General features: G+C 70.9%; 22 protein-coding genes. 9 read left to right on the plus strand and 13 right to left on the minus strand.

Annotated features, from left to right (window positions below):
• Positions 1 to 46: 46 nt before the first annotated feature.
• The 5 genes from CDO52_RS04195 to CDO52_RS27165 all read right to left on the minus strand — a co-directional run bounded on the left by CDO52_RS04195 (position 47) and on the right by CDO52_RS27165 (position 4059).
• Positions 47 to 1258 carry an MFS transporter gene (locus CDO52_RS04195; RefSeq protein ID WP_017620715.1) on the minus strand — a complete coding sequence of 404 codons (1212 nt, stop codon included), beginning with the start codon at positions 1256 to 1258 and terminating at the stop codon, positions 47 to 49.
• Between the two features lie 151 nt (positions 1259 to 1409).
• Entirely contained in the window at positions 1410 to 1988 is a 579-nt protein-coding gene (locus CDO52_RS04200) for a TetR/AcrR family transcriptional regulator (protein ID WP_026126169.1), read from the minus strand.
• A 119-nt stretch (positions 1989 to 2107) separates the two neighbouring features.
• On the minus strand, positions 2108 to 2749 hold the full coding sequence (locus tag CDO52_RS04205; protein ID WP_026126170.1) for a superoxide dismutase family protein: 642 nt from the start codon (positions 2747 to 2749) through the stop codon (positions 2108 to 2110).
• Positions 2750 to 2818: 69 nt separating this feature from the next.
• Positions 2819 to 3304: a DUF3291 domain-containing protein gene (locus CDO52_RS04210; protein WP_017620718.1), complete on the minus strand. Its 486-nt coding sequence runs from the start codon at positions 3302 to 3304 to the stop codon at positions 2819 to 2821.
• 32 nt (positions 3305 to 3336) lie between these two features.
• The gene (locus tag CDO52_RS27165; RefSeq protein WP_017620719.1) at positions 3337 to 4059 is read right to left on the minus strand and encodes a helix-turn-helix transcriptional regulator; all 723 of its coding nucleotides are present in this window, start codon (positions 4057 to 4059) and stop codon (positions 3337 to 3339) included.
• 263 nt (positions 4060 to 4322) lie between these two features.
• On the opposite strand from CDO52_RS27165, the gene CDO52_RS04225 reads away from it, so the two are divergent.
• The 7 genes from CDO52_RS04225 to CDO52_RS04255 all read left to right on the plus strand — a co-directional run bounded on the left by CDO52_RS04225 (position 4323) and on the right by CDO52_RS04255 (position 13307).
• Positions 4323 to 4955 carry a YigZ family protein gene (locus tag CDO52_RS04225; protein ID WP_017620720.1) on the plus strand — a complete coding sequence of 211 codons (633 nt, stop codon included), beginning with the start codon at positions 4323 to 4325 and terminating at the stop codon, positions 4953 to 4955.
• A gap of 164 nt (positions 4956 to 5119) precedes the next feature.
• Positions 5120 to 6667 carry a hypothetical protein gene (locus CDO52_RS04230; protein ID WP_017620721.1) on the plus strand — a complete coding sequence of 516 codons (1548 nt, stop codon included), beginning with the start codon at positions 5120 to 5122 and terminating at the stop codon, positions 6665 to 6667.
• 83 nt (positions 6668 to 6750) lie between these two features.
• Positions 6751 to 8697 (plus strand): methylmalonyl-CoA mutase subunit beta, encoded by a 1947-nt coding sequence (locus tag CDO52_RS04235; RefSeq protein WP_094932212.1) that lies wholly within the window; start codon positions 6751 to 6753, stop codon positions 8695 to 8697.
• Positions 8694 to 10943 carry a methylmalonyl-CoA mutase gene (scpA, locus tag CDO52_RS04240; protein ID WP_017620724.1) on the plus strand — a complete coding sequence of 750 codons (2250 nt, stop codon included), beginning with the start codon at positions 8694 to 8696 and terminating at the stop codon, positions 10941 to 10943. Before CDO52_RS04235 ends, scpA begins: the two co-directional genes overlap by 4 nt.
• Positions 10940 to 11944, plus strand: coding sequence for a methylmalonyl Co-A mutase-associated GTPase MeaB (gene meaB, locus CDO52_RS04245; protein ID WP_017620725.1), 1005 nt, complete (start codon positions 10940 to 10942; stop codon positions 11942 to 11944). Before scpA ends, meaB begins: the two co-directional genes overlap by 4 nt.
• Positions 11945 to 12259: 315 nt before the next feature.
• A complete protein-coding gene (locus tag CDO52_RS04250; RefSeq protein WP_017620726.1) occupies positions 12260 to 12631 on the plus strand; it encodes an STAS domain-containing protein in 372 nt (123 codons plus the stop codon).
• Positions 12632 to 12827: 196 nt separating this feature from the next.
• Positions 12828 to 13307, plus strand: coding sequence for an NUDIX hydrolase (locus CDO52_RS04255; RefSeq protein ID WP_017620727.1), 480 nt, complete (start codon positions 12828 to 12830; stop codon positions 13305 to 13307).
• Between the two features lie 47 nt (positions 13308 to 13354).
• Here CDO52_RS04255 and CDO52_RS04260 read toward each other — a convergent pair whose 3' ends face one another.
• Positions 13355 to 14902 (minus strand): SLC13 family permease, encoded by a 1548-nt coding sequence (locus CDO52_RS04260; RefSeq protein WP_017620728.1) that lies wholly within the window; start codon positions 14900 to 14902, stop codon positions 13355 to 13357.
• A gap of 390 nt (positions 14903 to 15292) precedes the next feature.
• Positions 15293 to 16828, minus strand: a complete 1536-nt coding sequence (locus CDO52_RS04265; RefSeq protein ID WP_017620729.1) for an SLC13 family permease — start codon at positions 16826 to 16828, stop codon at positions 15293 to 15295.
• Between the two features lie 303 nt (positions 16829 to 17131).
• On the opposite strand from CDO52_RS04265, the gene CDO52_RS04270 reads away from it, so the two are divergent.
• Positions 17132 to 18052: a TAXI family TRAP transporter solute-binding subunit gene (locus CDO52_RS04270; RefSeq protein ID WP_026126173.1), complete on the plus strand. Its 921-nt coding sequence runs from the start codon at positions 17132 to 17134 to the stop codon at positions 18050 to 18052.
• 116 nt (positions 18053 to 18168) lie between these two features.
• On the opposite strand, the gene CDO52_RS04275 is transcribed toward CDO52_RS04270, so the two are convergent.
• The 3 genes from CDO52_RS04275 to CDO52_RS04285 all read right to left on the minus strand — a co-directional run bounded on the left by CDO52_RS04275 (position 18169) and on the right by CDO52_RS04285 (position 20795).
• The gene (locus CDO52_RS04275) at positions 18169 to 19668 is read right to left on the minus strand and encodes a HAMP domain-containing sensor histidine kinase (protein WP_094932213.1); all 1500 of its coding nucleotides are present in this window, start codon (positions 19666 to 19668) and stop codon (positions 18169 to 18171) included.
• Positions 19669 to 19671: 3 nt separating this feature from the next.
• Entirely contained in the window at positions 19672 to 20349 is a 678-nt protein-coding gene (locus tag CDO52_RS04280; RefSeq protein WP_017620732.1) for a response regulator transcription factor, read from the minus strand.
• A gap of 194 nt (positions 20350 to 20543) precedes the next feature.
• Complete coding sequence (locus CDO52_RS04285) at positions 20544 to 20795, minus strand: DUF6504 family protein (protein WP_017620733.1); 252 nt, start codon at positions 20793 to 20795, stop codon at positions 20544 to 20546.
• A gap of 290 nt (positions 20796 to 21085) precedes the next feature.
• Between CDO52_RS04285 and CDO52_RS04290 the strand changes: the two genes are divergently transcribed.
• Positions 21086 to 21727 (plus strand): TetR/AcrR family transcriptional regulator, encoded by a 642-nt coding sequence (locus CDO52_RS04290; protein ID WP_017620734.1) that lies wholly within the window; start codon positions 21086 to 21088, stop codon positions 21725 to 21727.
• 18 nt (positions 21728 to 21745) lie between these two features.
• Here CDO52_RS04290 and CDO52_RS04295 read toward each other — a convergent pair whose 3' ends face one another.
• The 3 genes from CDO52_RS04295 to CDO52_RS04305 are packed head-to-tail and all read right to left on the minus strand — an operon-like array spanning position 21746 to position 24096.
• Positions 21746 to 22528: a DivIVA domain-containing protein gene (locus CDO52_RS04295; protein WP_033301593.1), complete on the minus strand. Its 783-nt coding sequence runs from the start codon at positions 22526 to 22528 to the stop codon at positions 21746 to 21748.
• 34 nt (positions 22529 to 22562) lie between these two features.
• Complete coding sequence (locus CDO52_RS04300) at positions 22563 to 23123, minus strand: DivIVA domain-containing protein (RefSeq protein WP_017620735.1); 561 nt, start codon at positions 23121 to 23123, stop codon at positions 22563 to 22565.
• Positions 23124 to 23175: 52 nt separating this feature from the next.
• Positions 23176 to 24096: an N-acetylmuramoyl-L-alanine amidase gene (locus CDO52_RS04305; RefSeq protein ID WP_017620736.1), complete on the minus strand. Its 921-nt coding sequence runs from the start codon at positions 24094 to 24096 to the stop codon at positions 23176 to 23178.

Raw genomic sequence — 24096 nt, forward strand, 5'->3', positions numbered from 1 at the left:
GTTGCGCGGGGGTGGGGGAAGGACGGACCCCCGCCCCCGCTGCCACTCACGAGGCGTCGAGGCAGGCCGCGCGCTCCTCGCCCGAGCTCGCCGACGCGGACTGCGATCCGGATCCGGTTCCGGCGTCGCACTGGACCAGCTCGGGCAGCAGACTGAGCAGGCCGAGCACGGCCACCCCCGCGCCGAGCCACAGCGGCGCGGTGAGTCCGTACCCGGCACTGATCACCAGGCCTCCGCCCCAGGAGCCGATGACGACACCGGTGGTGATGACGGACGAGTGCACGGTGTTGACCAGGGCACCGTCGTTGCCGACCCGCATCACCCGGGCCGCCATGGCCGGGTTCATGGTCACGCCCACGAGGCCGATCAGGATGAGGGCGGCGACGGCGAGCACGGGGACCTCGGCGAAGGCGGCGAAGATGACGAGCGCGGCGGTCAGGGCGATGAGGCCGACGGCCAGAACCGGGAGCGTGTGGTCGTCGGCCAGTCGGCCCACGATCGCGTTGCCCACGACGGTGGCCAAGCCGTAGGCGACCAGCAGCAGCGGCACGGTCTCCGGCGCGAAGCCGCTGACGTCGGTCAGGATCGGGACGAAGTAGCTGAATGCGGCGAACGTGGCGCCGATGATGAGCATGCTGGTGGCGTAGACCGCCCACAGCCGCACGTTCACGAGCGCCGCCACTTCCGCGCGCACGCTCACCGACTCCGGGCTGGGGGAGGCCGCCAGGAGACGGAGGATGACCAGTCCGGTCAGCAGCACCAGAACGGCCACCGACCAGAAGCTCGCCCGCCAGCCGAAGTGCTGGCTGATCAGGGTCGCCGCCGGGAGGCCGAGGACGGTGCCGATCATCAGGCCGCCGATCGCGACCGACACGGCCCGGCCGCGCAACCGCGGCCCGACCATCTCCGCGCAGGTCGCGAGCCCGACACCGAAGAAGGCGGCCGATGCGACACCCGTGATGACGCGCGCCGCCATCATCATCCCGTATCCGCTGGAGAGCGCCCCCAGGGCCTGCCCGAGGAAGAACACCCCGATCAGCGTCAGCAGCGCCGTCTTACGGGAGGTGCGGAGCAGCCCGACGGTCAGGACGGGGCCGCCCAGCGTCATGGCGGCCGCATAGGCGGTGATCAGGTATCCGACCGCGGCGATCGACACCCCGAACTCCTCTGCGAGCGCGGGCATCAGGCCCGACACCATGAACTCACTGGTGGTCATGGAGAACACCCCGAGACCGATCACGTAGACGGCCAACGGCATGGGAAAACCTCTCTTTTGTGCGGTCGCGTGGACGACCGGTTTTTTATCGATCAGTACAAAACGCGGACATGAAAAAGCCAGGGTGCGGCGGCATGCGGACCGGAGATGCCCGGGTGCTTACGGGGCGGGGGGAAGGAGCCCTGCCAGCGGATCAGAGCGTGGCGAGGGTGCCCTCCACGATGTCGTCCAGGGCGGAGCGGTCCTGGCTGACCTTGCCGAGTACGCGCAGCCCGTAGTAGGCGCTGAGCACGCACCGTGCCGCCTGGCGCGGATCGCGGTCGGCGGAGATCTCGCCCAGCCGTTGGCCGACGACGATGACGTCGTGGATGGCGTCCTCCAGCCGCTTGAACGAACGATCGGCCAGCCGCGCCACCGCGTCGTCCCGTCCCGCGGGTTCGACGGCGGCGTTGATGGCCATGCATCCGCGCCTCTGCGGGTCGTCCATGTCGATGTCGATGACCTGCGTCATCAGCCTGCGCAGCCGGTCCTTCGCCGTCCCCGGCCCGTCCAGCAGCTCCAGCTGGGCCTGGAAGCCGTCCTGGGTGTAGCGGCGCAGCGCCTCCTCATACAGGCGCTGCTTGTTGCCGAAGGCGTTGTAGAGACTCCCGCGCCCCAGACCGGTGCCCTCGCACAGGTCGCCCGTGGAGGTGGCCTCATAGCCCTTCGACCAGAACACCTCCATGGCGGCCGCTACGGCGGCGGTGTCGTCGAACTCCCTTGGTCTGCCCACGGCACGAGTTCTATCTTTTCTGTACAGATCGGTCAAATACGGGCCGCCGCTCCGCCGGCGTCGAAAGCCGAGGGGAATCGGGTGCGGGTGGGCGGGACGCCCACCCGCACCCGCGTGTCTTACATCGGAACGTTCACGCAGGCCAGCCGATCCCCGGCCTTACCGGCCTCGCCGGGTCCGGTCTTCGTGTGGTTCTCGTGGATCACCACCGAGTTCGCCTCGCCCGTCCGCGGCCGGAAGTCGACGGTGGCCGTGGATTCCGCGTTGCCGTCGCCATCGGTCGTGAAGTCCAGCCAGACCTCGTTCTCGGGGTTGGCGTAGTCGGGGTTGACCGACGGAGTCGCGTCCGGGTCGGCCTCGTTCTGGTAGTGCGGTCCGGAGTCGGCCGGGTCCTTGCCGCAGGGCTTGGTGTGGACGTGCGACCCGTAGTCGCGATCGGGTTCGAGGCCGTTCACGGTCAGGATGAACCGCGTCCGCGCGTCTCCCTCCGGCTGGACGTCGACATCGACCTTCTTTCCCTCGGGGACGGCGTCGTCGTAGGTGATGGCGGTGGCGTCCGGTGAGTAGGGCTCCCACGTTCCCGAGACCTGGATCGGGGAGGCCCCCGCCTTCTCTCCGTCGCCGTTTTCCGGTGATGGGGAGAGTTCGGCGCCGGTGGTGGGCTCGGGGGTGTTGTTCGCGTCGTTCGGGTCGGCTGCGCCGCAACCTGCGAGCAGCAGCGAGACGAGTGTGGATCCAATGAGGGCGCGGGTCATGGGCACGGAAAGACTCCTCGGCTTGGGTCGACGTGCTGGACTGCCCGGAAAACGCTACCGAAGGTGCCTACCCCATTACAGAGGTGTGCCGCTGGTGATGGAAGATGCAGGGGTTTTGGGCGGCGCGAAGCTGTCCTTAAAGGTGAACGCCTCGGCCGTGGGCCCGTGGCGGCGCAGCAGGGCCAGGCGCTCACCCGCCTCGTCGAGCGTCGGGATGTGCGCGGCGGGGATCCACCACAGCACCAGTGTCACGTCCCGCATGTGCTGGAACCACTCGCGCCTGCGGCGGAGCAGGTCGATGTGCTCGCTGCGGTAGGTGAACTCCCACAGCGCCTCCCGCGACTCCCACACGGAGAAGTTGATGAGGAGGTCGTCGCCGAACGGCCGGGCCTCGGTTGCATCGTCGCGACCCTCATCGGTGTAGCGCCACACGAATCCGGGGCTGGCGTCGGCGAGGGCGTTGATCGGGGTGAGGTTGTCGACGAACCCGGCCATCGAGGGGGCGTCGAGGGGAGCGTTGAGGATACCCACATTCAGTTGGGCGAGATGGTGGTCGGCCATGGCCCTCAGCATGTCCCTGCCGGACTTCTAAGTCAATGGATTTTGTTTTTAGAAATCCGGACACAGCACCCCTCCCGCAGCGGGGCCATACGCGCGGTGAACCCCTCCGCACCCGCACCCTCCAGCAGGCCACGCAGTAGTTCCAGGTTCATTCCGCAGGCCAATGGCGGGAAGTCGCGCGCGAGGGTGTGGAACGGGCAGTTGCGCAACCGCACCGCATCCGTGTCGTCGGGGTCAGACACCGGCTCGTATCCCAGCCGCTCCAGACGCTGAGCGAGATCGTCCAGGGAGAACGCGTCGCACGCGGAGTCGCCCGCGGCCGTCCCGCAGGTAGGCGGCCCGTCGTCCGCGGATCGGAGTGCCGCCCCGCGCCGCACCCCCTCCTCCCGCGCCGCCTCGTGCAGCGCCTCCTCGGCCCCGTGCCGCTGCACCGCCTCAGCCAGCACCAGCGCCGCCGTCTCGTAGTCGCGCGGGGGCAGCTGCACGGTGAGCTGCCGTTCGCCGCGCCGATACAGCTTGGCCGGCCGACCCGAGCCGGGCCCCTCCCGCCCGGACACCTTCCGCTGGGCGACGTCAAGCAGTCCCGCCGCGACTAGCTTGTCCAGGTGGAAGGCGACGAGCGTGCGCTGCGCGCCCACAGCCTGGGCCGCCTCGGCGCGGCTCACCTCGCCTCCGCTTTCCACCACGAAGTCGTACAGGCGCCGCCGCAGCGGATCGGACAGGAGGCCGACGGCGTCGATCCCGGATTCGGTCATGCCCCTATTGTCGTCCGGACGGCGAAGCAGAGCGGAGACAGGGAGACGGCACCCCGCGGACTCTTCGCTACCGTCATGGAATTCCTGTGCCCCTGACCTCCATGCGCCAAGGAGGGGGAGGGTGCTCGTGCCTGTTCTAGAGTGCTGTTGGGGCAGGGCTCGGAAGGTCGGGAGAGGGGCGGCTCGTTATCCCCGGTGAAGCGTGGAGAATCCGGCCGGGACCAATCCCCACCCCACCCCATCACCCTTGCTGAACAGGCCATATGAGAACGATCAAGCGCGGTGGCGAGTACGAGCTCGACATCAGGAAGTCCCGTTTCATCTGCGCGATGGCGCGGGTGGGCGACGAGGACGAGGCACGCGCCTTCATCGCCGAACGTCGCAAGGAGCACTGGAGCGCCAACCACAACTGCACCGCGTATGTGATCGGTCCCGACGGCGGGGTCCAGCGGTCCAGTGACGACGGTGAGCCGTCGGGCACGGCGGGGGTGCCCATGCTGGAGGTGCTGCGGCATCGCGAGCTCACCGACACCGTGGCCGTGGTGACCCGGTACTTCGGTGGAACCAAGCTCGGAGCTGGTGGCCTGATCCGCGCCTACGGCAATGCGGTGTCCGCCGCGGTCGACGAATTCGGTGTACTGGAGCGGCGCACTCTGCTCGTGGTGGCGGTGATCGCCGACTACCTGCGGGCCGGGCGGTTGGAGAGCGACCTGCGCGACTCCCGCCACCACGTGCGCGGTGTCGAGTACGGCTCCGACGTGCAGATCGATATCGCGCTCGACGAGCGTGACCTGCCCGAATTCGAGGCGTGGCTGGCCGAGGCCACCGGCGGCCAGGCGCTGTGCGAGGTCCTGGGCACCACCACGATCGAGGTGGAACCGGCAGCGGAGCCGTGACCGGACGCGCCCGGGGACCGGCCGTGGTCGGCGCGGGCCGGGCCGATGCCGGTCAACATGGGGGACACGGAACGCGGCCATCCAGGTAACAGCCGTAGGCGCCGCGGCCACCGCGTTCTAGGATTTGCGCGTAGACGGCCGAAATCGTAGGGGAGTGAGCGGCCATGCGCACCTGGCGGCGGGCGCGGGCACAGGTGGCTCTGGCCACCGGCATCTGGTTGCTCGTGGCCACCGTCGGCTGCACGCAGGCGGAGTCCGAACCGCCCTCCGCCCGGAAGTCGCCGCACCCGCTCGCCACCTCCTTCGCGGGCGACCTCCCGCCCGGACTCTCCGGAGAGCCGATCCGCTACCTGCACGGCCCCGGAGCCCAGGGGCCGGCGATCCTCGGCGACGAGATGGGCGTGCGCATCGAGTCGCTCGGCGACGTGTTCCTGATCAGCTCCAACAGCGAGGAGAAGCACGCCCTCCAGCGCCCCGCCGACGGGACGACGCTGTGGCAGGGCGAACAGCGCGTCGACGGCTTCGACACCACGCGCGACGGCTCGCCGGTGATCGTGCTGGTCACCGCGGAGGGCGACGCCACCACGGTCGTCGACGACACCGGCGCGACCGTCTGGACCGGCACCGATCCCCGCGACGTCTTCGTCGGTGGCGTGGTGGTGCGGCGACCGGAGAAGTGGAGCGCCGACGACCCCCACGGCAAGTTCACCGTCCTCGACACCGAGGGGGAGGAGCTCTGGCGGTTCACCTTCGCGCCCCCGGACGCCGATGACGGGGACACGGACAATGGGGACACCGACGAGGGGGAGGACGCGGCATCTACGACCGACGACGACCGGCTGGGCGTCCCAGTGGGCGCGCGCGGTGACGTGCTCCTGCTGAAGAACGGCGAGGGCGTGCTGCAGGCCCGCAACATCGGCGGCGAGGACGCCGGCGACCTGCTGTGGAGTAGGGCCGGTGACGCCCCCGACCTGGGGCGGGAGACGGCCGTACCGCGTCCGCTGCCCCAGATCGTCGGGTTCTACGTGGTGCCGGAGGACCTGACGGACCCCGAAGACGCCGGGGCCGGCGACGGCGCCACCGCCTCGGACGGCGAGCGCTCCGGATCCAACGGCGCCCCGGGTAACGGGGCCGGAGAGGGCGCGAAGGGGCCCGGGCCCCGGGAGACCGTGCTCGTCCGGTGGAGCCTTCCGGAGGCGCCCTCGGTCCTCTCCCTGCACGATCTGAGCGACGGCGACGTCCTGTGGACCCGGGCCGAACCGGGCGCCAACCCCGGCGATCGCGACTTCAATCCGGGGCACGTCGCCGGGACCGTCCACGACGTCACAACCGACACCCTCCTGCTGCCACAGGCCAGCGGAGCGACGCCGATGATCGCGATCGACCTGCTCAGCGGCGAGATCAAGTGGGAGTTCACCAACGGGGCCGAGCGCTCCATCTCGCCGGCGTTCGCGTTCGACGGCCACGTCTACGGCGATTCGCGCGATTCCGACGGCGGCACCCAGGTCGTGCTCGACGCCGAGACGAAGCGGACCATCGCCGAGGGCCTCGACTCCTATGTCGAGACCGTCACCGACGACGGCTACGCCATCGTCGTCCAGGGCCGCCAGCGTTTCGTCTTCGGTCCGGACGACGCGGGTGTGGACGGTTCGCCGCCCCCGGCCGAGACCCCCACGGCCCGCCCGGATGAGCAGGAGGATCGTGAGGGATAGGGGTCCGCAGGGGCGGCCCGGATCACAGTTCGCGGTCCCCCGCTGGTGCCGACCCGCGGAGCGATTCTCTACGATCTCAAAGTATGAACATGCCGGAGAGTGGGGCCGCCAGCGCGGACGGCCCGGCCCTGGGCGCCGGATTTCCGGCCGCCACGCGGGAGCGGTGGCGCGAACTCGTGGCCGGAGTGCTGGCCAAGACCGGGGTCGACGTCGACAGCTCGGCGCACGCGCCTGAGGAACTGCTGGCCTCCGCCACCTACGACGGGTTCACCATCGGCCCGCTCTACGTCGCGGAGGACGAGGACGACCAGGTGCAGGGGGGCGGGTTCCCCGGTCTCGCGCCGTTCACACGGGGCCGCCGCCCCGAGGGCGCGGTCACCAGCGGGTGGGACATCCGCCAGCAGCACGTGGGACCCGACCCCGCCGCCACGCGCAAGGCGGTGCTCGCCGACCTGGAGAACGGCGTCACCTCGCTGTGGCTGGCCGCCGGTGACCAGGGCGTACCGGTCGCCGGAATCGGTGAGGCGCTGGCCGATGTCCACCTCGACCTGGCCCCCGTCGTCCTGGATCCCGGCCCCGACACCGACGACGCGGCGGCCGCCGAGGCCCTGCTCACCGCCTGGTCCGACCGCGACATCCCCGACACCGCCGTCTCCGGCAACCTCGGCATCGACCCGATCAGCCGCGTCGCCCGCACCGCGGTACCGGACGACGCCGCCACCGCCGCGGCCGACATCGACGCTGCGGCCCGCCTCGCCGCCTCCCACGCCGCGCGCTACCCGGGCCTGCGGCTCATCACCGTCGACGGCACCCCCTACCACGACGCGGGCGGCTCCGACGCCCAGGAACTGGGCGCGACCATGGCCGCGGGCGTCGCCTACCTGCGCGCGCTCACCGACGCCGGACTGGACCTGGCCGACGCCGCCGCACGGCTGGAATTCCGGTACGCCGCCACCGCCGACCAGTTCGCCACCATCGCGAAGCTCCGCGCCGCCCGCGCCATGTGGGCGCGCGTCGCCGAGGTGTGCGGGCTGCCCGCCGAGCAGCGCGGCATGCGGCAGCACGCCGCCACATCGGCGGCCATGATGACCCGCCGCGACCCGTATGTGAACATGCTGCGCACCACCCTGGCCTGCTTCGGCGCGGGCACCGGCGGGGCCGACGCGGTGACGGTCCGGCCGTTCGACGCCGCGCTCGGCCTTCCCGACGACTTCGCCCGCCGCATCGCCCGCAACACGCAGTCGCTGCTGCTGGAGGAGGCCCACCTGGCCCGGGTCATCGACCCCGCCGGAGGCTCCTTCTTCGTGGAGCGGCTCACCGCCGACCTCTACACCGCGGGGTGGGCGTTCTTCCAGGAGCTGGAGGCCGCAGGCGGCATGGCCGCGGCCCTGACCAGCGGGCTGGTCGCCCAGCGCGTGGACGAGGTGTGGCAGAAGCGCCGCGACAACCTGGCGCACCGCCGCGACCCGGTCACCGGCGTCAGCGAGTTCCCCGACCTCGACGAGCCCCGGGTGGAGCGCTCCGCCGCCCCCGGCGCCGTCACCGCGCCCTCCGCCCCGACCGCGCTGCCCCGGCACCGCTACGCCGAGGACTTCGAGGCGCTGCGCGACCGCTCGGACGCCCACCTCGACGCGACCGGCGAGCGTCCCAGGGTCTTCCTGGCCACGCTCGGTCCGGTCGCGGCACACACCGCCCGCGTCACGTTCGCCGCCAACCTGCTCCAAGCGGGCGGGATCGAACCGGTCCCCGGCGGCGACGACGTGGCCGCGGCCGTCGCCGCGTTCCGCGACAGCGGGGCGCGCGTCGCCTGCCTCTGCTCCAGCGACAAGGTCTATTCCGAACTCGCCGCGGACGCGGCGGCGGCGCTCAAGGAGGCGGGGGCCGAGAAGGTGCTGCTCGCCGGAAAGCCCGCCGAACGCTACGCGGCGGCGGGTGTGGACGCGTTCCTGTTCGCCGGCTGCGACGCGCATAGCCTGTTGGTAGAGCTGCACGACGTTCTGGGGTGCACTCAAGAAGGTGGGGACCGATGATTCCGGACTTCAGCCGTGTCGAGCCCGGAACCCCCGACGGTTCCGGCGCCGATGCCGAGGCGTGGGCGCAGGCCCTGGCCGACTCCACGGGCAAGGGCGCCGACGCGCTGGTGTGGGAGACCCCCGAGGGCATCGGGGTGAAGCCGCTCTACACCCCGGCCGACCGCGCCGGCCTCGACTTCGTCGGCGGCTACCCCGGCATCGCGCCCTACCTGCGCGGCCCCTACCCCACGATGTACGTCAACCAGCCGTGGACCATCCGCCAGTACGCCGGGTTCTCCACGGCCGAGGAGTCCAACGCCTTCTACCGGCGCAACCTCGCGGCGGGCCAGAAGGGGCTGTCGGTCGCCTTCGACCTGGCCACCCACCGCGGCTACGACTCCGACCACCCGCGCGTGGCCGGCGACGTGGGCATGGCCGGTGTGGCCATCGACTCCATCTACGACATGCGCCAGCTGTTCGACGGCATCCCGCTGGACAGGATGACCGTCTCGATGACGATGAACGGCGCCGTCCTGCCGGTCATGGCGCTGTACATCGTCGCGGCGGAGGAACAGGGAGTACCGCCGGAGAAGCTGGCGGGGACCATTCAGAACGACATCCTCAAGGAGTTCATGGTCCGCAACACCTACATCTACCCGCCGCAGCCCTCCATGCGGATCATCTCCGACATCTTCGCGTTCACCTCGCAGAAGATGCCGCGCTTCAACTCCATCTCCATCTCCGGCTACCACATGCAGGAGGCCGGGGCCACCGCCGACCTGGAGCTGGCCTACACCCTGGCCGACGGCGTGGAGTACATCCGCGCGGGCCGCAAGGCCGGGCTGGAGGTCGACTCCTTCGCGCCGCGCCTGTCCTTCTTCTGGGCCATCGGAATGAACTTCTTCATGGAGGTGGCCAAGCTGCGGGCGGCCCGGCTGCTCTGGGCCGAGCTGGTCAACGGCTTCGGGCCCACGAACCCCAAGTCGCTGTCCCTGCGCACGCACTCCCAGACCTCCGGCTGGTCGCTGACCGCCCAGGACGTGTTCAACAACGTCGTGCGCACCTGCGTGGAGGCCATGGCCGCCACCCAGGGGCACACCCAGTCCCTGCACACCAACGCGCTCGACGAGGCGCTGGCCCTGCCCACCGACTTCTCCGCGCGCATCGCCCGCAACACGCAGCTGGTCCTCCAGCAGGAGTCCGGCACGACCCGCGCCATCGACCCCTGGGGCGGCAGCCACTACGTCGAACGCCTCACCTACGAGCTCGCCCAGCGGGCCTGGGCGCACATCCGCGAGGTCGAGGAGGCCGGGGGCATGGCGGCCGCCATCGACGCCGGCATCCCCAAGATGCGCATCGAGGAGGCGGCCGCCCGCACCCAGGCGCGCATCGACTCCGGCCGCCAGCCGGTCGTCGGCGTCAACAAGTACCTGCCGGACACCCCCGACGAGATCGACGTGCTCAAGGTCGACAACAGCCGGGTCCGCGCCGAGCAGCTGGAGAAGCTGCGGCGGCTGCGCGAGGAGCGCGACGACGCGGCCGTTCGCGCGGCGCTGGACCGGCTCACCGCCGCCGCGGAGGGCGAGTCGCACGGCACCACCCTGGAGAACAACCTGCTCGCCGCGGCCGTCGATGCCGCCCGCGCCAAGGCCACGGTCGGCGAGATCTCCGACGCCATGGAGAAGGTGTTCAAGCGGCACTCCGGGCAGATCCGTACCATCCAGGGGGTGTACCGCGAGGAGGCGCAAACGTCGTCGGAGGCAGCCCACACCATGGAGACGGTGGCCGAACGCGTCCACAGGTTCGAGGAGAACGAGGGGCGGCGCCCGCGCATCCTGGTCGCCAAGATGGGCCAGGACGGGCATGACCGCGGCCAGAAGGTGATCGCCACGGCCTTCGCCGACCTCGGCTTCGACGTCGACGTCGGCCCGCTGTTCCAGACACCGGAGGAGGTCGCGGCCCAGGCGGCCGAGGCCGACGTGCACATCATCGGCGTCTCCTCGCTGGCGGCGGGGCACCTCACCCTCGTCCCCGCGCTGCGCGAGCAGCTGGCCGCCCAAGGGCGCGAGGACATCATGGTCGTCGTCGGCGGTGTCATCCCGTCGGCCGACTTCGACGCGCTGTACGAGGCGGGCGCCGCGGCGATCTTCCCGCCCGGCACCGTGATCGCGGAGGCCGCGATCGGCCTGCTCGACCGCCTCGACGAGGTCCTCGGCCACGGCGCGTCCGACGCCTCCGGCGAGCACGGCGGGCAGGGCGGATGAGCCGCAGGATCGACATCGACGCCTACGCCGAGGGCGTCCTCGCCGGACACCGACCGACCCTGGCCCGCGCCATCACCCTGGTGGAGTCACGGCGCGCGGACCACGCGGGTTTGGCGCAGGAGCTGCTGGTCAAGCTGCTCCCGTACAGCGGGAAGGCCCACCGCGTGGGCATCACCGGCGTGCCGGGCGTCGGCAAGTCGACGTTCATCGACGCGCTCGGCACCCGGCTGACCAGCGAGGGGCACCGGGTGGCAGTGCTGGCCGTGGACCCCTCCTCCACACGCACCGGGGGCAGCATCCTCGGCGACAAGACGCGGATGGAGCGGCTGTCGGTCGACCCGAACGCGTTCGTGCGCCCCTCGCCCACGGCGGGCACGCTCGGCGGCGTCGCACGGGCCACCCGCGAGACGATGATCCTGATGGAGGCCGCGGGCTTCGACGTCGTGCTGGTGGAGACGGTCGGCGTGGGGCAGTCGGAGGTCACCGTCGCCGCCATGGTCGACTGCTTCCTGTTCCTGACCCTCGCCCGCACCGGCGACCAGCTGCAGGGCATCAAGAAGGGCGTGCTGGAGCTGGTCGACGTCGTCGCCGTGAACAAGGCCGACGGCCCCCACGAGTCCGAGGCGCGCAAGGCCGCCCGGGAGCTCGGGCGCGCGCTGCGGCTGCTGCACCCCCCGCACACCGCGTGGCGTCCTCCCGTGCTTACCTGCAGCGGTCTCACCGGCGACGGCCTGGACGAGGTGTGGAAGGCGGTGCTCGACCACCGCTCGACGCTGGAGGGGAGTGGGGAGTTCGCCGAACAGCGCAGCCGCCAGCAGGTCGACTGGATGTGGTCCCAGGTGCGCGACCGCCTGATGGACCGGCTGACGCGCCATCCCGGCGTGGGCGAGGCGACGCCGCGGCTCGAGGCGGCCGTGCGGTCCGGTGAGATCACCGCCACGCTGGCGGCTGAGCGGCTCCTGGAAATCTTCACAGACTCCGCTGAGGCGGCGGGGGAGTGACGCGCACCCGGTGCCCCGGCCTGGAGTACATGAAACTTGCCACAGACTTTTCTGGTCTGAGCTGACCTGTACCGGAAAAAATCTTCACGCATCGGCATTCCCGTGCGCCCGATCGGCTAATACCGTGTGTGCCCAGAGACTTACGGGAACCAGCGAGCCGGGTTCACCGGAGCGCGGCGCCGATCACCGCACCGGACTTCAGGCGTGAATCCGGCGCGACGGAGTGCGGCCGGACCCCCTACCGGAATTCGCCGTTTTCCGTATGGTTGACCCAAAGGGGCCCCTCACATCGACGTGGGGCTGGGAGGAGTGAACGTGCACAGGCTTGGGCTGAGTACCCGGGTCGAGAACCACAGCGTGATCGTCAAGGTCGAGGGTGAGCTCGACATCGCGACCGCTGACGACCTCCAAGAGCATGTCCTGTCCGCCGTTGAGAAGCATGGACCCTGGCTGATCCTCGACCTCACGAACCTGGAGTTCATGGACTCCAGCGGACTGAACGTCGTGATCCAGGCCTACAGCGCCGTCAAGGAGCGCAACGGCAGCCTCGCGCTCGCCGCGCCGAACGAACGTGTCGACAAGGTCGTCCGGCTGGTAAGCCTGCACCGCCAGGTCCCGGTCCACCACACGGTGCCCGCTGCCGTCAACGCCATCGAGGCGCTGGAAGCCAAGCAGCAGGCCGGCTGATTGATCGGTCCCCCCGTCGGACCGATGACATGACGGGCGGACCCGCGATCGACGCGGGTCCGCCCGTCATGTCGTGTGCTCCGAGAACACCCCCTCCGTCACCGCCCTGCGGGCACCCGCGGGCGCCGTCGGCGCCCATCCGCGAGCGGCCCGTCCCCGGGGCCGGAGCTCGGCACGATCGATAGGGTCCGGAGATATGGCGACACCCGAGTTCATCCTCCGGCTGCGCAAGCACGTGGGACACGAGCTGCTGTGGCTGACCGGAGTGACGGGGGTCGTCGTCGACCCCGACGACCGCGTCCTGCTGCACCAGCGGGCCGACGACGGCTGCTGGGCACCGCCCGGAGGGATCCTGGAACCCGGGGAGCAGCCCGCGGCCGCGCTCGCGCGCGAGGTCGCCGAGGAAACCGGCGTCCACGTGGTCCCGGAGCGGGTGGCGTGCATCGTCACCGAGCAACCATGGACCTACTCCAACGGGGACGTGGTCCAGATCCTCGACATCACCTTCCGCTGCCGCCCGTCCGGCGGCGAGATCCGGCTCGACCGCGACGAGTCCCTCGACGCCGGCTGGTTCGCCCCCGACGAGCTTCCGGAGATGAGCGAGGCGCTCCTGCGCCGTGTCCGGCTCGCCCGCGAGGAACGCGGCGAGGCCTGGTATCAGCCGTACGGAGAGTAACCTCCACCGCGCCCCCGCATTGACCGACGGGACCGAACCGACCGGACTCAGAACGAGATGCCGAAAAGCCACCCGGCGATCGCGTACATCACGAACATGACGACGAAGACGGCGATGGTGTTGAGCCAGGTGCCGGCCTTGATCATCTGAGGGATCGTGACCTGGCCGCTGCCGAAGACCACCGCGTTGGGCGGCGTCGCCACCGGCAGCATGAAGGCCAGGGAGGCGGCGAGCGTGGCCGGGACGACCAGGGTCATCACGTCCAGGTTCATGCCGAGGGCGACACCGCCCAGCACCGGCAGGAACGTGGCGGTGGTGGCGGTGTTGCTCGTCAGTTCGGTCAGCACCAGCACCAGTGCGATCACGACCACCAGCAGCACCCACACCGGGATGTCGTCCAGGGCGCCGACGCGGGTGCCGATCCACTCGCTCAGCCCGTTGGCGGTGAACTGGCTGGAGAGCGTCAGGCCGCCGCCGAAGAGCAGCAGGATGCCCCACGGCAGCCGGACCGCGCTCTCCCAGTCCATCAGCTTCTCGCCCTGTGTGCCCTCGTTGGGGATCAGGAAGAGGGCGACGGCGACGGCCATCGCGATCCCGGAGTCGGAGATCCGGTCCAGCCAGGGCAGCATGCCGCCGGTCGGCGACTGGGCCAGCAGCGGGATGAACACCCACGACGCCGCGGCCGCCACGAACACGGCCAGCACGCGCCGCTCCGCACTCGTCATCGGGCCCATGTCGCGCAGTTCGCCCTTGATGACGTCCTGGGCGCCGTCCAGCGAGGCGACCTTGGGCGGGAAGACCACCCGGGTCAGCACCACCCAGGCGATGACGAGGAAGACCGCGGCGAGCGGGAACCCGATCAGCATCCACTGGCCGAAGCCGACGTTGATGTCGAACGTGTCCTTGACGTATCCGGCCATGAGCGCGTTGGGCGGGGTGCCGATGAGGGTGGCGACCGACCCGATGGACGCGGCGTAGGCGACCCCGAGCAGCAGCGCGGTCGCGAAGTTGGTGTCGGACTTCCCGTCTCGCAGCTGGGTCACCAAGGTGATGACCGAGAGCGCGATGGGCAGCATCATGATCGTCGTCGCCGTGTTGGCCACCCACATGGTGATGAAGCCGCTGGCGAGCATGAACCCGCCGATCAGCCGCACCGGGTTGGTGCCGACGGCGCCCACGATGGCCAGCGCCACCCGCTTGTGCAGGTTGGCCTTCTGCATGGCCAGGGCGAGCATGAACCCGCCCATGAACAGGAAGATGACGTCGTTGGCGTAGGGAGCGGCGACGTCATCGATCTCGGCCACGCCGAACAGCGGGAACAGCACGAGTGGCAGCAGCGCGGTGACGGGGATGGGCAGCGCCTCGGTGGCCCACAGGGTGGCCATGAGCACCGCGACGGCCGCGGTGGCCTTCCCACCGGTCGACAGGGCGTCGGGAAGCAGCAGGTACACCGCCGCGGCGAGCAGCGGGGCCAGCGCGAGCCCGACGCGTTTCGCCTTGGAGGGTTGGGGGTTGGCCGCCCGTTCGGTGGTCAGCGCGGGAAGGCCCTGTCTGCTCGGGTCGGCTGGGGGATTGTTGCCGATGTCGGCTGCCATGAGTACGTCTCCTTGCGTGGCTGGTGGCTCGGACGGACACCCACCGGGGCCGAGGCGCGTCGCGCGCGGCGACGTCGGGGGTTGCGGCACGGTAGTCGGGGGTGCCCCAAGCGGACCTGCGGTGATCGTCCTCAGTGCGACCTGGGTCACGCAATGGTGTGACGTGAGACTTGAGGTTCCGCTGACGTGGAATGACGTGCGGTGACGGTGCGGGTGCGGGCCGCCGTGGTGATCCCCGGTGGCGGGAACGTGGCGGGCAACAGGGCGACGGCTCGGGCCCCCGACGAGGGGCGGCGCCCGCGCAGAGGGGAGGGGGTGTGCGCGGGCGCCGCAGTAGGGACGGCCGAAGCGCGCGGAGGGGGAGGCCGCGCCGCGACGACGCTGAAGGTTCTAGAGGGCGAAGCCGAGCAGTAGGCCGGCGATCCCGTACATGACGACGAGGATCAGGAACAGGGCGATCAGGTTGAGCCAGATCCCGCCCCGCATCATCTGCGCGATCGTCACGTGCCCCGAGCCGAAGACGATCGCGTTGGGCGGGGTCGCCACCGGGAGCATGAACGCCAGCGACGACGCCAGCACCGCCGGGACGATCAGGGTCATGACATCCATGCCCATCCCGACCGCGACGCCGCCCATGACGGGGAGGAACGTCGCGGCTGTCGCGGTGTTGCTGGTGAGCTCGGTCAGCAGCAGCACGAGTGCCGCGACGGCCAGGACCAGCACCCACACCGGCACCGTGCTCAGCGCGCCCACGCCCGCTCCGATCCACTCGCTGAGGCCGCTCTCGCCGAACTGCGTGGACAGGCTCAGGCCGCCGCCGAAGAGCAGCAGAATGCCCCACGGCAGCTTGGTGACGCTCTCCCAGTCGAGGAGCCGGGCACTCATCCGCCGATCCACCGGGATCACGAAGAGCAGCACCGCCACGGCCATTGCGATCCCGGCGTCGGAGATGCTCCCCAGCCACGGCAGCGTCGCGCCGACCGGGCTGTCGGCCAGCAGCGGCACGAACACCCACGCCAGTGCGGCCCCCACGAACACCAGCAGCACCAGGAACTCGCCGCGCGAGACCGGACCCATGGCGCGCAGCTCCGAGCGGATCAGCTCCCGGCCGTCCGCGCCTTCCGTGAACGCCTCGACGCGCGGCGGGAAGACCAGCTTGGTCAGCACCACCCATGTGAGGACCAGGAACACGGCGGCCAGCGGCAGGCCGACCATCATCCACTGGCCGAAGCCGATGGTGATGCCGTGGTTCTCGGCGAGGTAGCCGACCATGAGCGCGTTGGGCGGCGTGCCGATGAGGGTGGAGACCGACCCGATGGAGGAGGAGTAGGCGATACCGAGCATCAGCGCGGTCGCGAAGTTGGGGTCGGTCCGGCCGTCGCGCAGCTGGGCGACCATCGCGATCACGGCCGCACCGATCGGCAGCATCATGATGGTCGTGGACGTATTGCTGACCCACATCGTGATGAAGCCGGTGGCCAGCATGAACCCCGCGATGAGCATGGCCGGGCTGGTGCCCACCGCCGCCACGACGGTCAGCGCGATGCGCCGGTGCAGGTTCCACTTCTGCATGGCCAGGGCGAGCATGAAGCCGCCCATGAACAGGAAGATGATGGGGTTGGCGTAGGGGGCGGCCACGTCCTTGATATCGGCGCCGGTGAGGAGCGGGAACAGCACCAGCGGCAGCAGAGCCGTGGCGGGGAGGGGAATCGCCTCGGTGGCCCACCACACGGCCATCAGCGCGGCGACCCCCGCGGTGATCTTGCCCGCCGTGGACAGCGAGTCCGGCAGGACCAAGTAGAGGACAACGGAGACAAGGACGCCCACCGCCAGCCCGCCGACCTTCACCAGCGGGAGCGGTTCGCCGGTGTTGTCCGGGTGCGGAGGAGTGGACGAACCGCTGCTGCCGGCCGTAGACGTCGACATGGTGGGGGCGCCTCCTTGCGTGTTCGGTCGTCGTCGCTCGGCTCCGCGTCCGCTCGGAGGCTGAGCCGGTGTGGCACGTTCCCCGTGCGGCGCCCCCGTTATGCCGCAGGGGTCGGGAAGACACGCCGACTCCGCCCTCCGTACTTGGGAGCCTGGGGACTGTGGCGTAGAGCACGCAAGCGCTTGGCGAAAACTTGGGATTCTCCTGACATATGAGTACTTGACGTGCGTCACCGGTCGCTTGCGGTGACCCTCACGTGGCCGGACCCGGCCATCGACCACACCGTCGCCTAAGCTGCCGACGTGGGATTAGCGCAGCCGAGTCGGCGCACTGTTGTTCTCGGCGCCGTGGCGGTCGCCCTGACCGCGTGCAGCGGTCGGGGGGTCACGTCCTACCCGGAGCTCGTTTTGGCCACCGGCCCGCCCGGTGCGGTGTTCCGCGAGATCGGCGGGGCGCTGGCGACCGAGCTGCACGGCGCCATGCCGCAGACCAAGGTCACGGTTCTGGGCACCGGGGCGTCGACGGAGAACCTGAGACTCCTCGACGAGGGCCGGGCCCACCTGGGCATCTCCAGCCTGGACGCGGCCGCCGCCGACCCCGACGGCGTCGCCGCGATCGGCCGCCTCTACGACAGCTACCTGCACCTCGTGGTGCGCGCGGACTCCGAGATCACCGACTTCGACGACCTGACGGGCAAGCGGGTCTCCTTCGGGGCGACCGGATCCGGGACCGAGTACACGATGCTCCGCCTGACGGCGTTGACCGGCCTCGACGTCGACGACATGCGCATGGACCAGGCGGCATCGGCGCGTGCCCTGGCCAAGCGGGACATCGACGCGATGTTCTCGCTGACCGGAATCCCCACCCCCGCCATCACCGACCTTCTGCGCCACCAGGCGCTGCGCTGCCTCCCCCTGGACCGCCAGGCGGCCGACCTGGCCGAGGCCTACCCCGGCTCGTACTTCCCCGCGACGATCCCGGCGACGGCCTACCCCGGTCTGCCGCCGTGCCCGACCCTCTCGATCCCCAACGTCCTGCTGGCCCGCACCGATATCCCGGACACCGTGGCCCGGACGATCACGGAAACCGTTTTCACCACGGCCGACGCGATGGCCGCGACCCGCCCCGAGGCCGCCCAGATCAACGTCCGAACCGGGATCGCCACCAGCCCCATCCCCCTCCACCCGGGTGCCGTCGGGTGGTTCCGGGACCAGAAGGCCTAAGCGGCCGTCAGCCCACCGCGCCCTACTGGCGTTTCACCAACGCAGTCACCGTTCCCTTCGTTGATCTCGGAGATATTGGGGTAAAAATCGGCGCTGGGACCCCAATATCTCCGAGATCAACGAAGGGGTGCGGCGGGGGCGCGCGGCAGGCGGATGACGACGTCCAGCCCGTGGCCGGTGCCGTCCGGCCGCGGCAGTCCCGACTCCAGGCGCAGCTCGCCGCCCGCGCCGCGGACCAGCTCGGCGCAGATGGCCAGGCCCAGCCCGGTGCCGTCGGTGTTCTGGTGCTTGGCCGCGCGCCAGAAGCGGCGCAGCGCACCGGCGCGCTCCTCGTCGGTCAGGCCGACGCCGTCGTCGGACACGTGCAGCTCGACCAGGTCCGGGCCGCTGTCGGCGGACGCCGCCGCCCCATCGTGCGCACCGTCATCCGCGCCATCCACCGCGGACCGCGCGGGAGCGTCGCTCCGGTCGGCCGACCGCACCCGCAGCTCCACCCGGCTCCCGTCCGACAGTCGGCCGGCGTTGGTCATCAGCTCGTCCAGCACGCTGCCCAGCCCGCCGGGCGGTGCCATCAGCCGAAGCCCGTCCGGCACCCGTGTCTCGACGGTGATGCCCCGCTGTGCGCCGAGCACCCGCCACCGTGCGGCGTGCGCGTCCAGCACGGTGTCCAGGTCCACCGGCTCCGCCCCGCTGAAACTCTCCAGCCGCGTCATGGCGAGCAGCGAGTTCAGCATCCGGTGCATGGCCATGGCCTCCTCCACGGCGTCCTGGTGTGCCGCGCGGGCGTCCGGGCCGGTGAGGAAGGGAGCCAGGTTCTCCACGGCCAGCCGCAGGCTCGCCAGCGGGTTGCGGAGCTGGTGAGAGGCGTCGGACACGAACGCCCGCTGGCGCTGTACGGCCTTCTGCACCACGTCCACCATCGCGTTGAACGACTCCGCGAGACGGCGCAGCTCCGGCGGGCCGCCCGCGGCATCGGCGCGGACCGACAGATCGCCCTGGGCGACCGCGGCGGTGGCGTCGTCGAGCCGCTGCACCGGTCGCAGCACCCAGCGCGACAGCGGCCACGCGGATGCGGCGAGCCCGGTCAGCGGCACCAGGCTCAGCAGTGACAGCCCCGCCCAGTCGACGAGGATGGCCGCGCGCAACCGGTCGGTCGGCGACACCAGCACCACGACCCCGGCCACCTCGCTGTCCCGTCCGATCGGCTCCGCCAGGACCAGCGGGTCGGACTCCCACGGCCACACCGCGGTGGGCGGCTCCGGGCGGAACCCGGCGAGGGCGGGGGTCATCACCTCGCGCGCCCGGGCGCCGTCCAGCAGCTCGGCGGCCTGGTCCGTGGGAACGGACGCGACCACCACCTCGCCCGCGGGATCGGCCACCGCGACGTCGATGCCGTACAGCTCCTCGTACCGCTTCAGCTCGCTGTCCAGGGCCTCCAGCCGGCCGGTGCGCATGGCGGTGTCGCCGAGGGAGGCGAACCGGCCGACATCACTGAGCCGGTCCACATAGACCTGCTGGGTCTCCTGCTGCGCCATGACCGTTCCGAGCGGCAGGGCGAGCGCCGCCACCAGCAGGAACGCCATCGGCACCAGGATGAACAGCAGCCTCCGCAGCACCGGTCACGCCGACCCTGACTCGTCGACCAGGCGGTAGCCGACGCCGCGCACGGTCCGGATGCGCACGGTGTCGTGGAGCTTGCCGCGCAGGGCCGCGATGTGGGTGTCGAGGGTGCGGGAGGAGGATTCCCAGGCCGAGCCCCACACCTGGTCGAGGATGAGGTCCCGGCTCACCACAGCGGGCGAGCGCGACGTGAGCAGTGCGAGGAGGTCGAATTCCTTGCGGGTCAGGGCGAGGGAGGCTCCGGCGAGGTCGGCCTCGCGGGCGCCCATGTCGAGGGTGAGGGAGCCCAGTCGCAGCGGGGGCTCGTCGTCGTGGCTGGCGCGGGCGGTGCGGGTGCGGCGCAGCACGGCGTCGATGCGGGCCAGGAGCTCGGCGATGCCGAACGGTTTGACGACGTAGTCGTCGGCGCCGCTGCGCAGTCCCCGGACGCGCTCGCGCTCCTCGGCACGCGCGGTGACGGCGATGATCGCGGTCTGGGGGCGCTCGCGCAGGCGGCGGAGGACGTCGATTCCGTCGGCGTCGGGAAGCCCCAGGTCGAGGAGGACGACGTCGGCCGCCGGGGCGCGCATCACCGCTTCGGCCGTCGCCACGCGGGTGACCTCATAGGAGGCGTTGCGGAGCGCGGTGACCAGGCCTCGGGCCACGCGGTCGTCGTCCTCCACCACCAGGATGCGCATAGTGGGTCATCGTAGAACCCCGAGACCGCCGACGCCGCCTCGCGGCCGCGCCCGGCCACGGTCCTGCCAGGGCGCCGGCCGGAGCGGGAGGGGACGCGCGCGGGGGAACCGCACGAGCGCGATCCGTGAAGAGCGCGATCCCCGGTGCCCCGCTCCGGCCGTGGCGCGTGGGGCGCCGTGGGCCTGAGCGGGCCCTAGTTCCACAGGCGGCGCATCGTCCAGTCGGCGGTGGCCGTGTCGAGCGTGATGTCGGCGATCGCGGGCTCGCCGTGGTCGGATTCGGCGGCGACCCGTACCAGGCGGATGTCGGCCTCGGGCGTGCCGGGAGCCGAGTTCCAGGTTCCGATGACGCGCCGGACCCGGAACATCCGGCCGCGCCAGGAGAAGAAGGCGGGGTGGCCGCCCATGGACGCTCTGACGTCGATCCGTTCGTTGTAGAGACTCACCCTGGCATTCTATCGAACACGTGTTCGATGTAGCAGCAGGTGCGTGAAGCTGTCTCGCGTCTCTCACCCTAGGGGCCGGTGCGGTCCCGGCACTGCCGACCGCGTGTCCCCGCGTCGGCCGGGCGCCCTCGACCGGCGGGAACGCGGGGACGAGTCGATGATCACCTGCCCCTTCCCGGCGTGTCGGGCAGGTGACCCGGTAGCGGGGGCGGGCCACCGGGACGAGACCGACCGGCCGGTCTGCCTATCCTGGAAGCGGCTGGTCAGCACAAGGGGAGACGGGGCGACGCATGGGGAATCCGCGGGACGAGCGCCCGGAGCACGGCCAGGACCGTTCCTCGTCGGGGTCGGGCGAGGGGAGTGCCGCCTCGGTCCCGGACCGGCTGCTGTCCGCCGCCACGCGGTTGTTCGCCGAACGCGGCTACGAGCGGACCTCGGTACGGGAGATCGTGGAGGCGGCCGGGGTCACCAAGGGGGCGATGTACCACTACTTCGCCTCGAAGGACGACCTTCTGTTCGCCGTCTACCAGCGCGTCCTCGCCATGCAGATGCGTCGACTGGAGGAGTTCGCGACGGCCGAGGGGCCGATCGCGGAGCGGCTGAGAGCGGCCGCCGCCGACGTTGTCCACACGACTGTGGACAACCTCGAAGACACCGTGATCTTCCAGCGGTCGCTGCACATGCTCTCTCCGGAACGGCAGAACGAGGTGCGCAAGGAGCGGCGCCGCTACCACGAGCGGTTCCGGGAGATGATCGAGGACGGCCAGCAGATCGGGGTCTTCCGCACCGACATCCCGGCCGACATCGTCGTCACCCAGTACTTCGGCGCCGTGCACCACCTGGGCATGTGGTACCGCCCCGACGGCGAGCTCACCGGGGCCGCAGTCGGGGACTACTTCGCCGACCTGCTGCTGAACGGGCTGCGGCCATAGAACCCCGGTGCGTGTGGGTCAGGGCTGCTCGTACCTGCGGAGTTCGTCGGCGAGGAGATCGAGGAAGGCGTCGACCTGCGCGGGGTCGTACCCCGGCCGGGCGCGCGTGGTGCCGAACTGGACCCGCTCGACCTGCGCGGGGGTGAGCAGCGCGCGGTCGGGTCGCCCGTTGAGGAGGGCCTCCAGGGTGACCTCGGCGCTGTCGAGGAAGTCGTCGACCTCCTGTTCGTTGTAGCCGGTGGTCAGGCGGGTCGTCGCGAACTCCTTGTTGCGGACGTCCTCCGGCGTCATCCGGGGCCGCTCCCGCGGCGTCTCGCCGTAGGCCGGGCCCGCGGCCCCGGGCGGCGGCTGCGACGCGCCGATCGGTGGCTGCGCGGGCCGCATCGGCGGTTGCGCGGGTCCACTCCCTGGTGCTTGCGCAGCACCAGGCGCTCCATAGGGAGAGGGCGGCTGTGGCCCCTGCGGGTGCTGTTGGGCGTAGGGGTGCTGCGTCGGCCGGCGCGCCGCCCCGGCGGTCGCTCCGCTGCTCAGCCCGCGAGCGCGCAGGTCATCGACGATGACGTCGAGGAAGTCGTCGACCTCGTCCTCGTTGTATCCGGGGCTGAGGCGCGTGCTCCGGAACCGGGCAGCCTGCACCTCCTCCGCGGTGATCAGCGGCCCGCTCTGCGGGCCGCCCTGCAGCGCCATGAGCGTGGCCTCGACGCGGTCCAGGAGGTCGTCGACGTCCTCTTCGTTGTATCCGGGGCGAAGACGCACCACATGGAACTGCTTGTTGCGGACGTCCGCAGGTGTCAGAGCCATGCCTATATTGTGCAGTCTTCACCTGATCAACGCGTTAATGCTGGTTGGGTGGATGCGACCCGCCGTCGAGACGGTCGGCGAGACCGTCGATCAGGGAGGCGACCTGGCCCTCGTCATAGCCGCGGAAAACGACGTCGAAGCCTGCGGCGCGGGTCCGCAGGTCCTGGGCGGTGAGCGTGGCGGCACCGGGGCCGCCCCTCTTCACGGCGTCGACACTGGCGACCGCTTCGTTGACGACCTCCTCGACCTGCTGGCGGTCATAGCCGCGAAGCACGATGTCGAGTTCGATCGCCTCCCGACGCGGGTCAAGCGAGGGGGAACCGCCGCCAAGCCTCTGGTGGAGAACCCCCACGACCTCCTTGACCTGGTCGATCTTGTAGCCGCGCAGGACAACGTCGAGAGCGTCGGCGTTCTCGCGCAGCTCCCGGGCGGTGAGGGTGACCGCGTCCGGGTTTCCGCCCTCCAGCGCCGTGACGCTGCCCATCGCCTCGCTGACCAGCTCCATGACCTGATGGCGGTCGTAGCCGCGAAAGACGACATCGAACTCGACGGGGTCCGGCAGGGGCGGCTCGGGGGAAGTGGGGGAATAACTCATCCGGTCATCCTGCCCCACTCCGATCCGGCATGAATCGGTCGGGTGCCATGGGTCAGTCCCGTTGCAGGTAGCGCGCGATCCCCTCAGCGACGGCCCCTGCCGCCTCCTCCCGCCACTCCTCGTCCGCCAGCTTCTTCGCGTCGGCCGGGTTGCGCATGTTGCCCGCCTCCAGGAACACCTTCGGCACGGTGGAGAGGTTGAGGCCGCCCAGGTCGGTGCGCTCGTCCAGGCCGTCCTCGGCCAGGTAGTCGGCGTAGGGCAGCCCCGATCCCTCGCGGTAGGCGGCGCGCACGTCCTTGGCCAGCTGCCGCGACGGCTCGACGATGTCCTCGGTGAAGCCCTCCACCTCGCCCGGGGCGATGAGGTGGAAGCCGCGTCCGCTGGCCGGACCGCCGTCGGCGTGGATCGAGATGGCGGCGTCGGCCTCGGCGTCGTTGCCGATTTTCGCGCGTTCGTTGATGCAGGGGCCGACACCCTTGTCGTCGTCACGCGTGAGGACGACGGTGGCGCCTTCCGCCTCCAGCCGGTCGGCGAGGCGCTGGGAGAAGTCCCAGGTGAACGCGTGTTCGGCGTATCCGCCGTTGCTCTCGGCGCCGACGGTGTCGCACTCCTTCTTCGACGGCCCGGCGGGGACGAGCTTGTTGATCTCGTCGGGTGCGTCCTCGTTGCCGCCGTTGTGGCCGGGGTCGATGACGACGGTCATGTCGGCGAGCGGGCCCTTCGACGTGCGCTTGCCCTCGCTCTTATCCCCATCCCCGCCCGATCCATCCGTCGGTGCCCCTGCGGGGGCGCCGCCCTCCCCGCCCGCTCGCGGATCCCCGGCGGCATCGGTGACGCGCGGCTCGGGGCGGTCGTCTCCGGCGACGGCGCTGCACGCCGTGGAGGCGAGCGAGGCGAGCACGGCCACCGCGATGAGGGAGGTGCCGCGGGCCATCGGTCGGAGCTCCGCCTTGCCGGTACGCGTGATCGTCAA

This window comes from Nocardiopsis gilva YIM 90087 (genome assembly GCF_002263495.1).
Taxonomy (GTDB): Bacteria; Actinomycetota; Actinomycetes; order Streptosporangiales; family Streptosporangiaceae; genus Nocardiopsis_C; species Nocardiopsis_C gilva.

Bases quoted from the DNA above. Each gene is read 5' to 3' on its own strand.
- CDO52_RS04225 (WP_017620720.1), top strand. From the start codon at position 4,323: ATGAGAACGATCAAGCGCGGTGGCGAGTACGAGCTCGACATCAGGAAG.
- CDO52_RS04260 (WP_017620728.1), bottom strand. From the start codon at position 14,902: ATGGCAGCCGACATCGGCAACAATCCCCCAGCCGACCCGAGCAGACAG.
- CDO52_RS04230 (WP_017620721.1), top strand. From the start codon at position 5,120: ATGCGCACCTGGCGGCGGGCGCGGGCACAGGTGGCTCTGGCCACCGGC.
- CDO52_RS04265 (WP_017620729.1), bottom strand. From the start codon at position 16,828: ATGTCGACGTCTACGGCCGGCAGCAGCGGTTCGTCCACTCCTCCGCAC.
- CDO52_RS04255 (WP_017620727.1), top strand. From the start codon at position 12,828: ATGGCGACACCCGAGTTCATCCTCCGGCTGCGCAAGCACGTGGGACAC.
- meaB (WP_017620725.1), top strand. From the start codon at position 10,940: ATGAGCCGCAGGATCGACATCGACGCCTACGCCGAGGGCGTCCTCGCC.
- CDO52_RS04195 (WP_017620715.1), bottom strand. From the start codon at position 1,258: ATGCCGTTGGCCGTCTACGTGATCGGTCTCGGGGTGTTCTCCATGACC.
- CDO52_RS04210 (WP_017620718.1), bottom strand. From the start codon at position 3,304: ATGGCCGACCACCATCTCGCCCAACTGAATGTGGGTATCCTCAACGCT.
- scpA (WP_017620724.1), top strand. From the start codon at position 8,694: ATGATTCCGGACTTCAGCCGTGTCGAGCCCGGAACCCCCGACGGTTCC.
- CDO52_RS27165 (WP_017620719.1), bottom strand. From the start codon at position 4,059: ATGACCGAATCCGGGATCGACGCCGTCGGCCTCCTGTCCGATCCGCTG.
- CDO52_RS04235 (WP_094932212.1), top strand. From the start codon at position 6,751: ATGAACATGCCGGAGAGTGGGGCCGCCAGCGCGGACGGCCCGGCCCTG.
- CDO52_RS04290 (WP_017620734.1), top strand. From the start codon at position 21,086: ATGGGGAATCCGCGGGACGAGCGCCCGGAGCACGGCCAGGACCGTTCC.
- CDO52_RS04280 (WP_017620732.1), bottom strand. From the start codon at position 20,349: ATGCGCATCCTGGTGGTGGAGGACGACGACCGCGTGGCCCGAGGCCTG.
- CDO52_RS04295 (WP_033301593.1), bottom strand. From the start codon at position 22,528: ATGGCTCTGACACCTGCGGACGTCCGCAACAAGCAGTTCCATGTGGTG.
- CDO52_RS04300 (WP_017620735.1), bottom strand. From the start codon at position 23,123: ATGAGTTATTCCCCCACTTCCCCCGAGCCGCCCCTGCCGGACCCCGTC.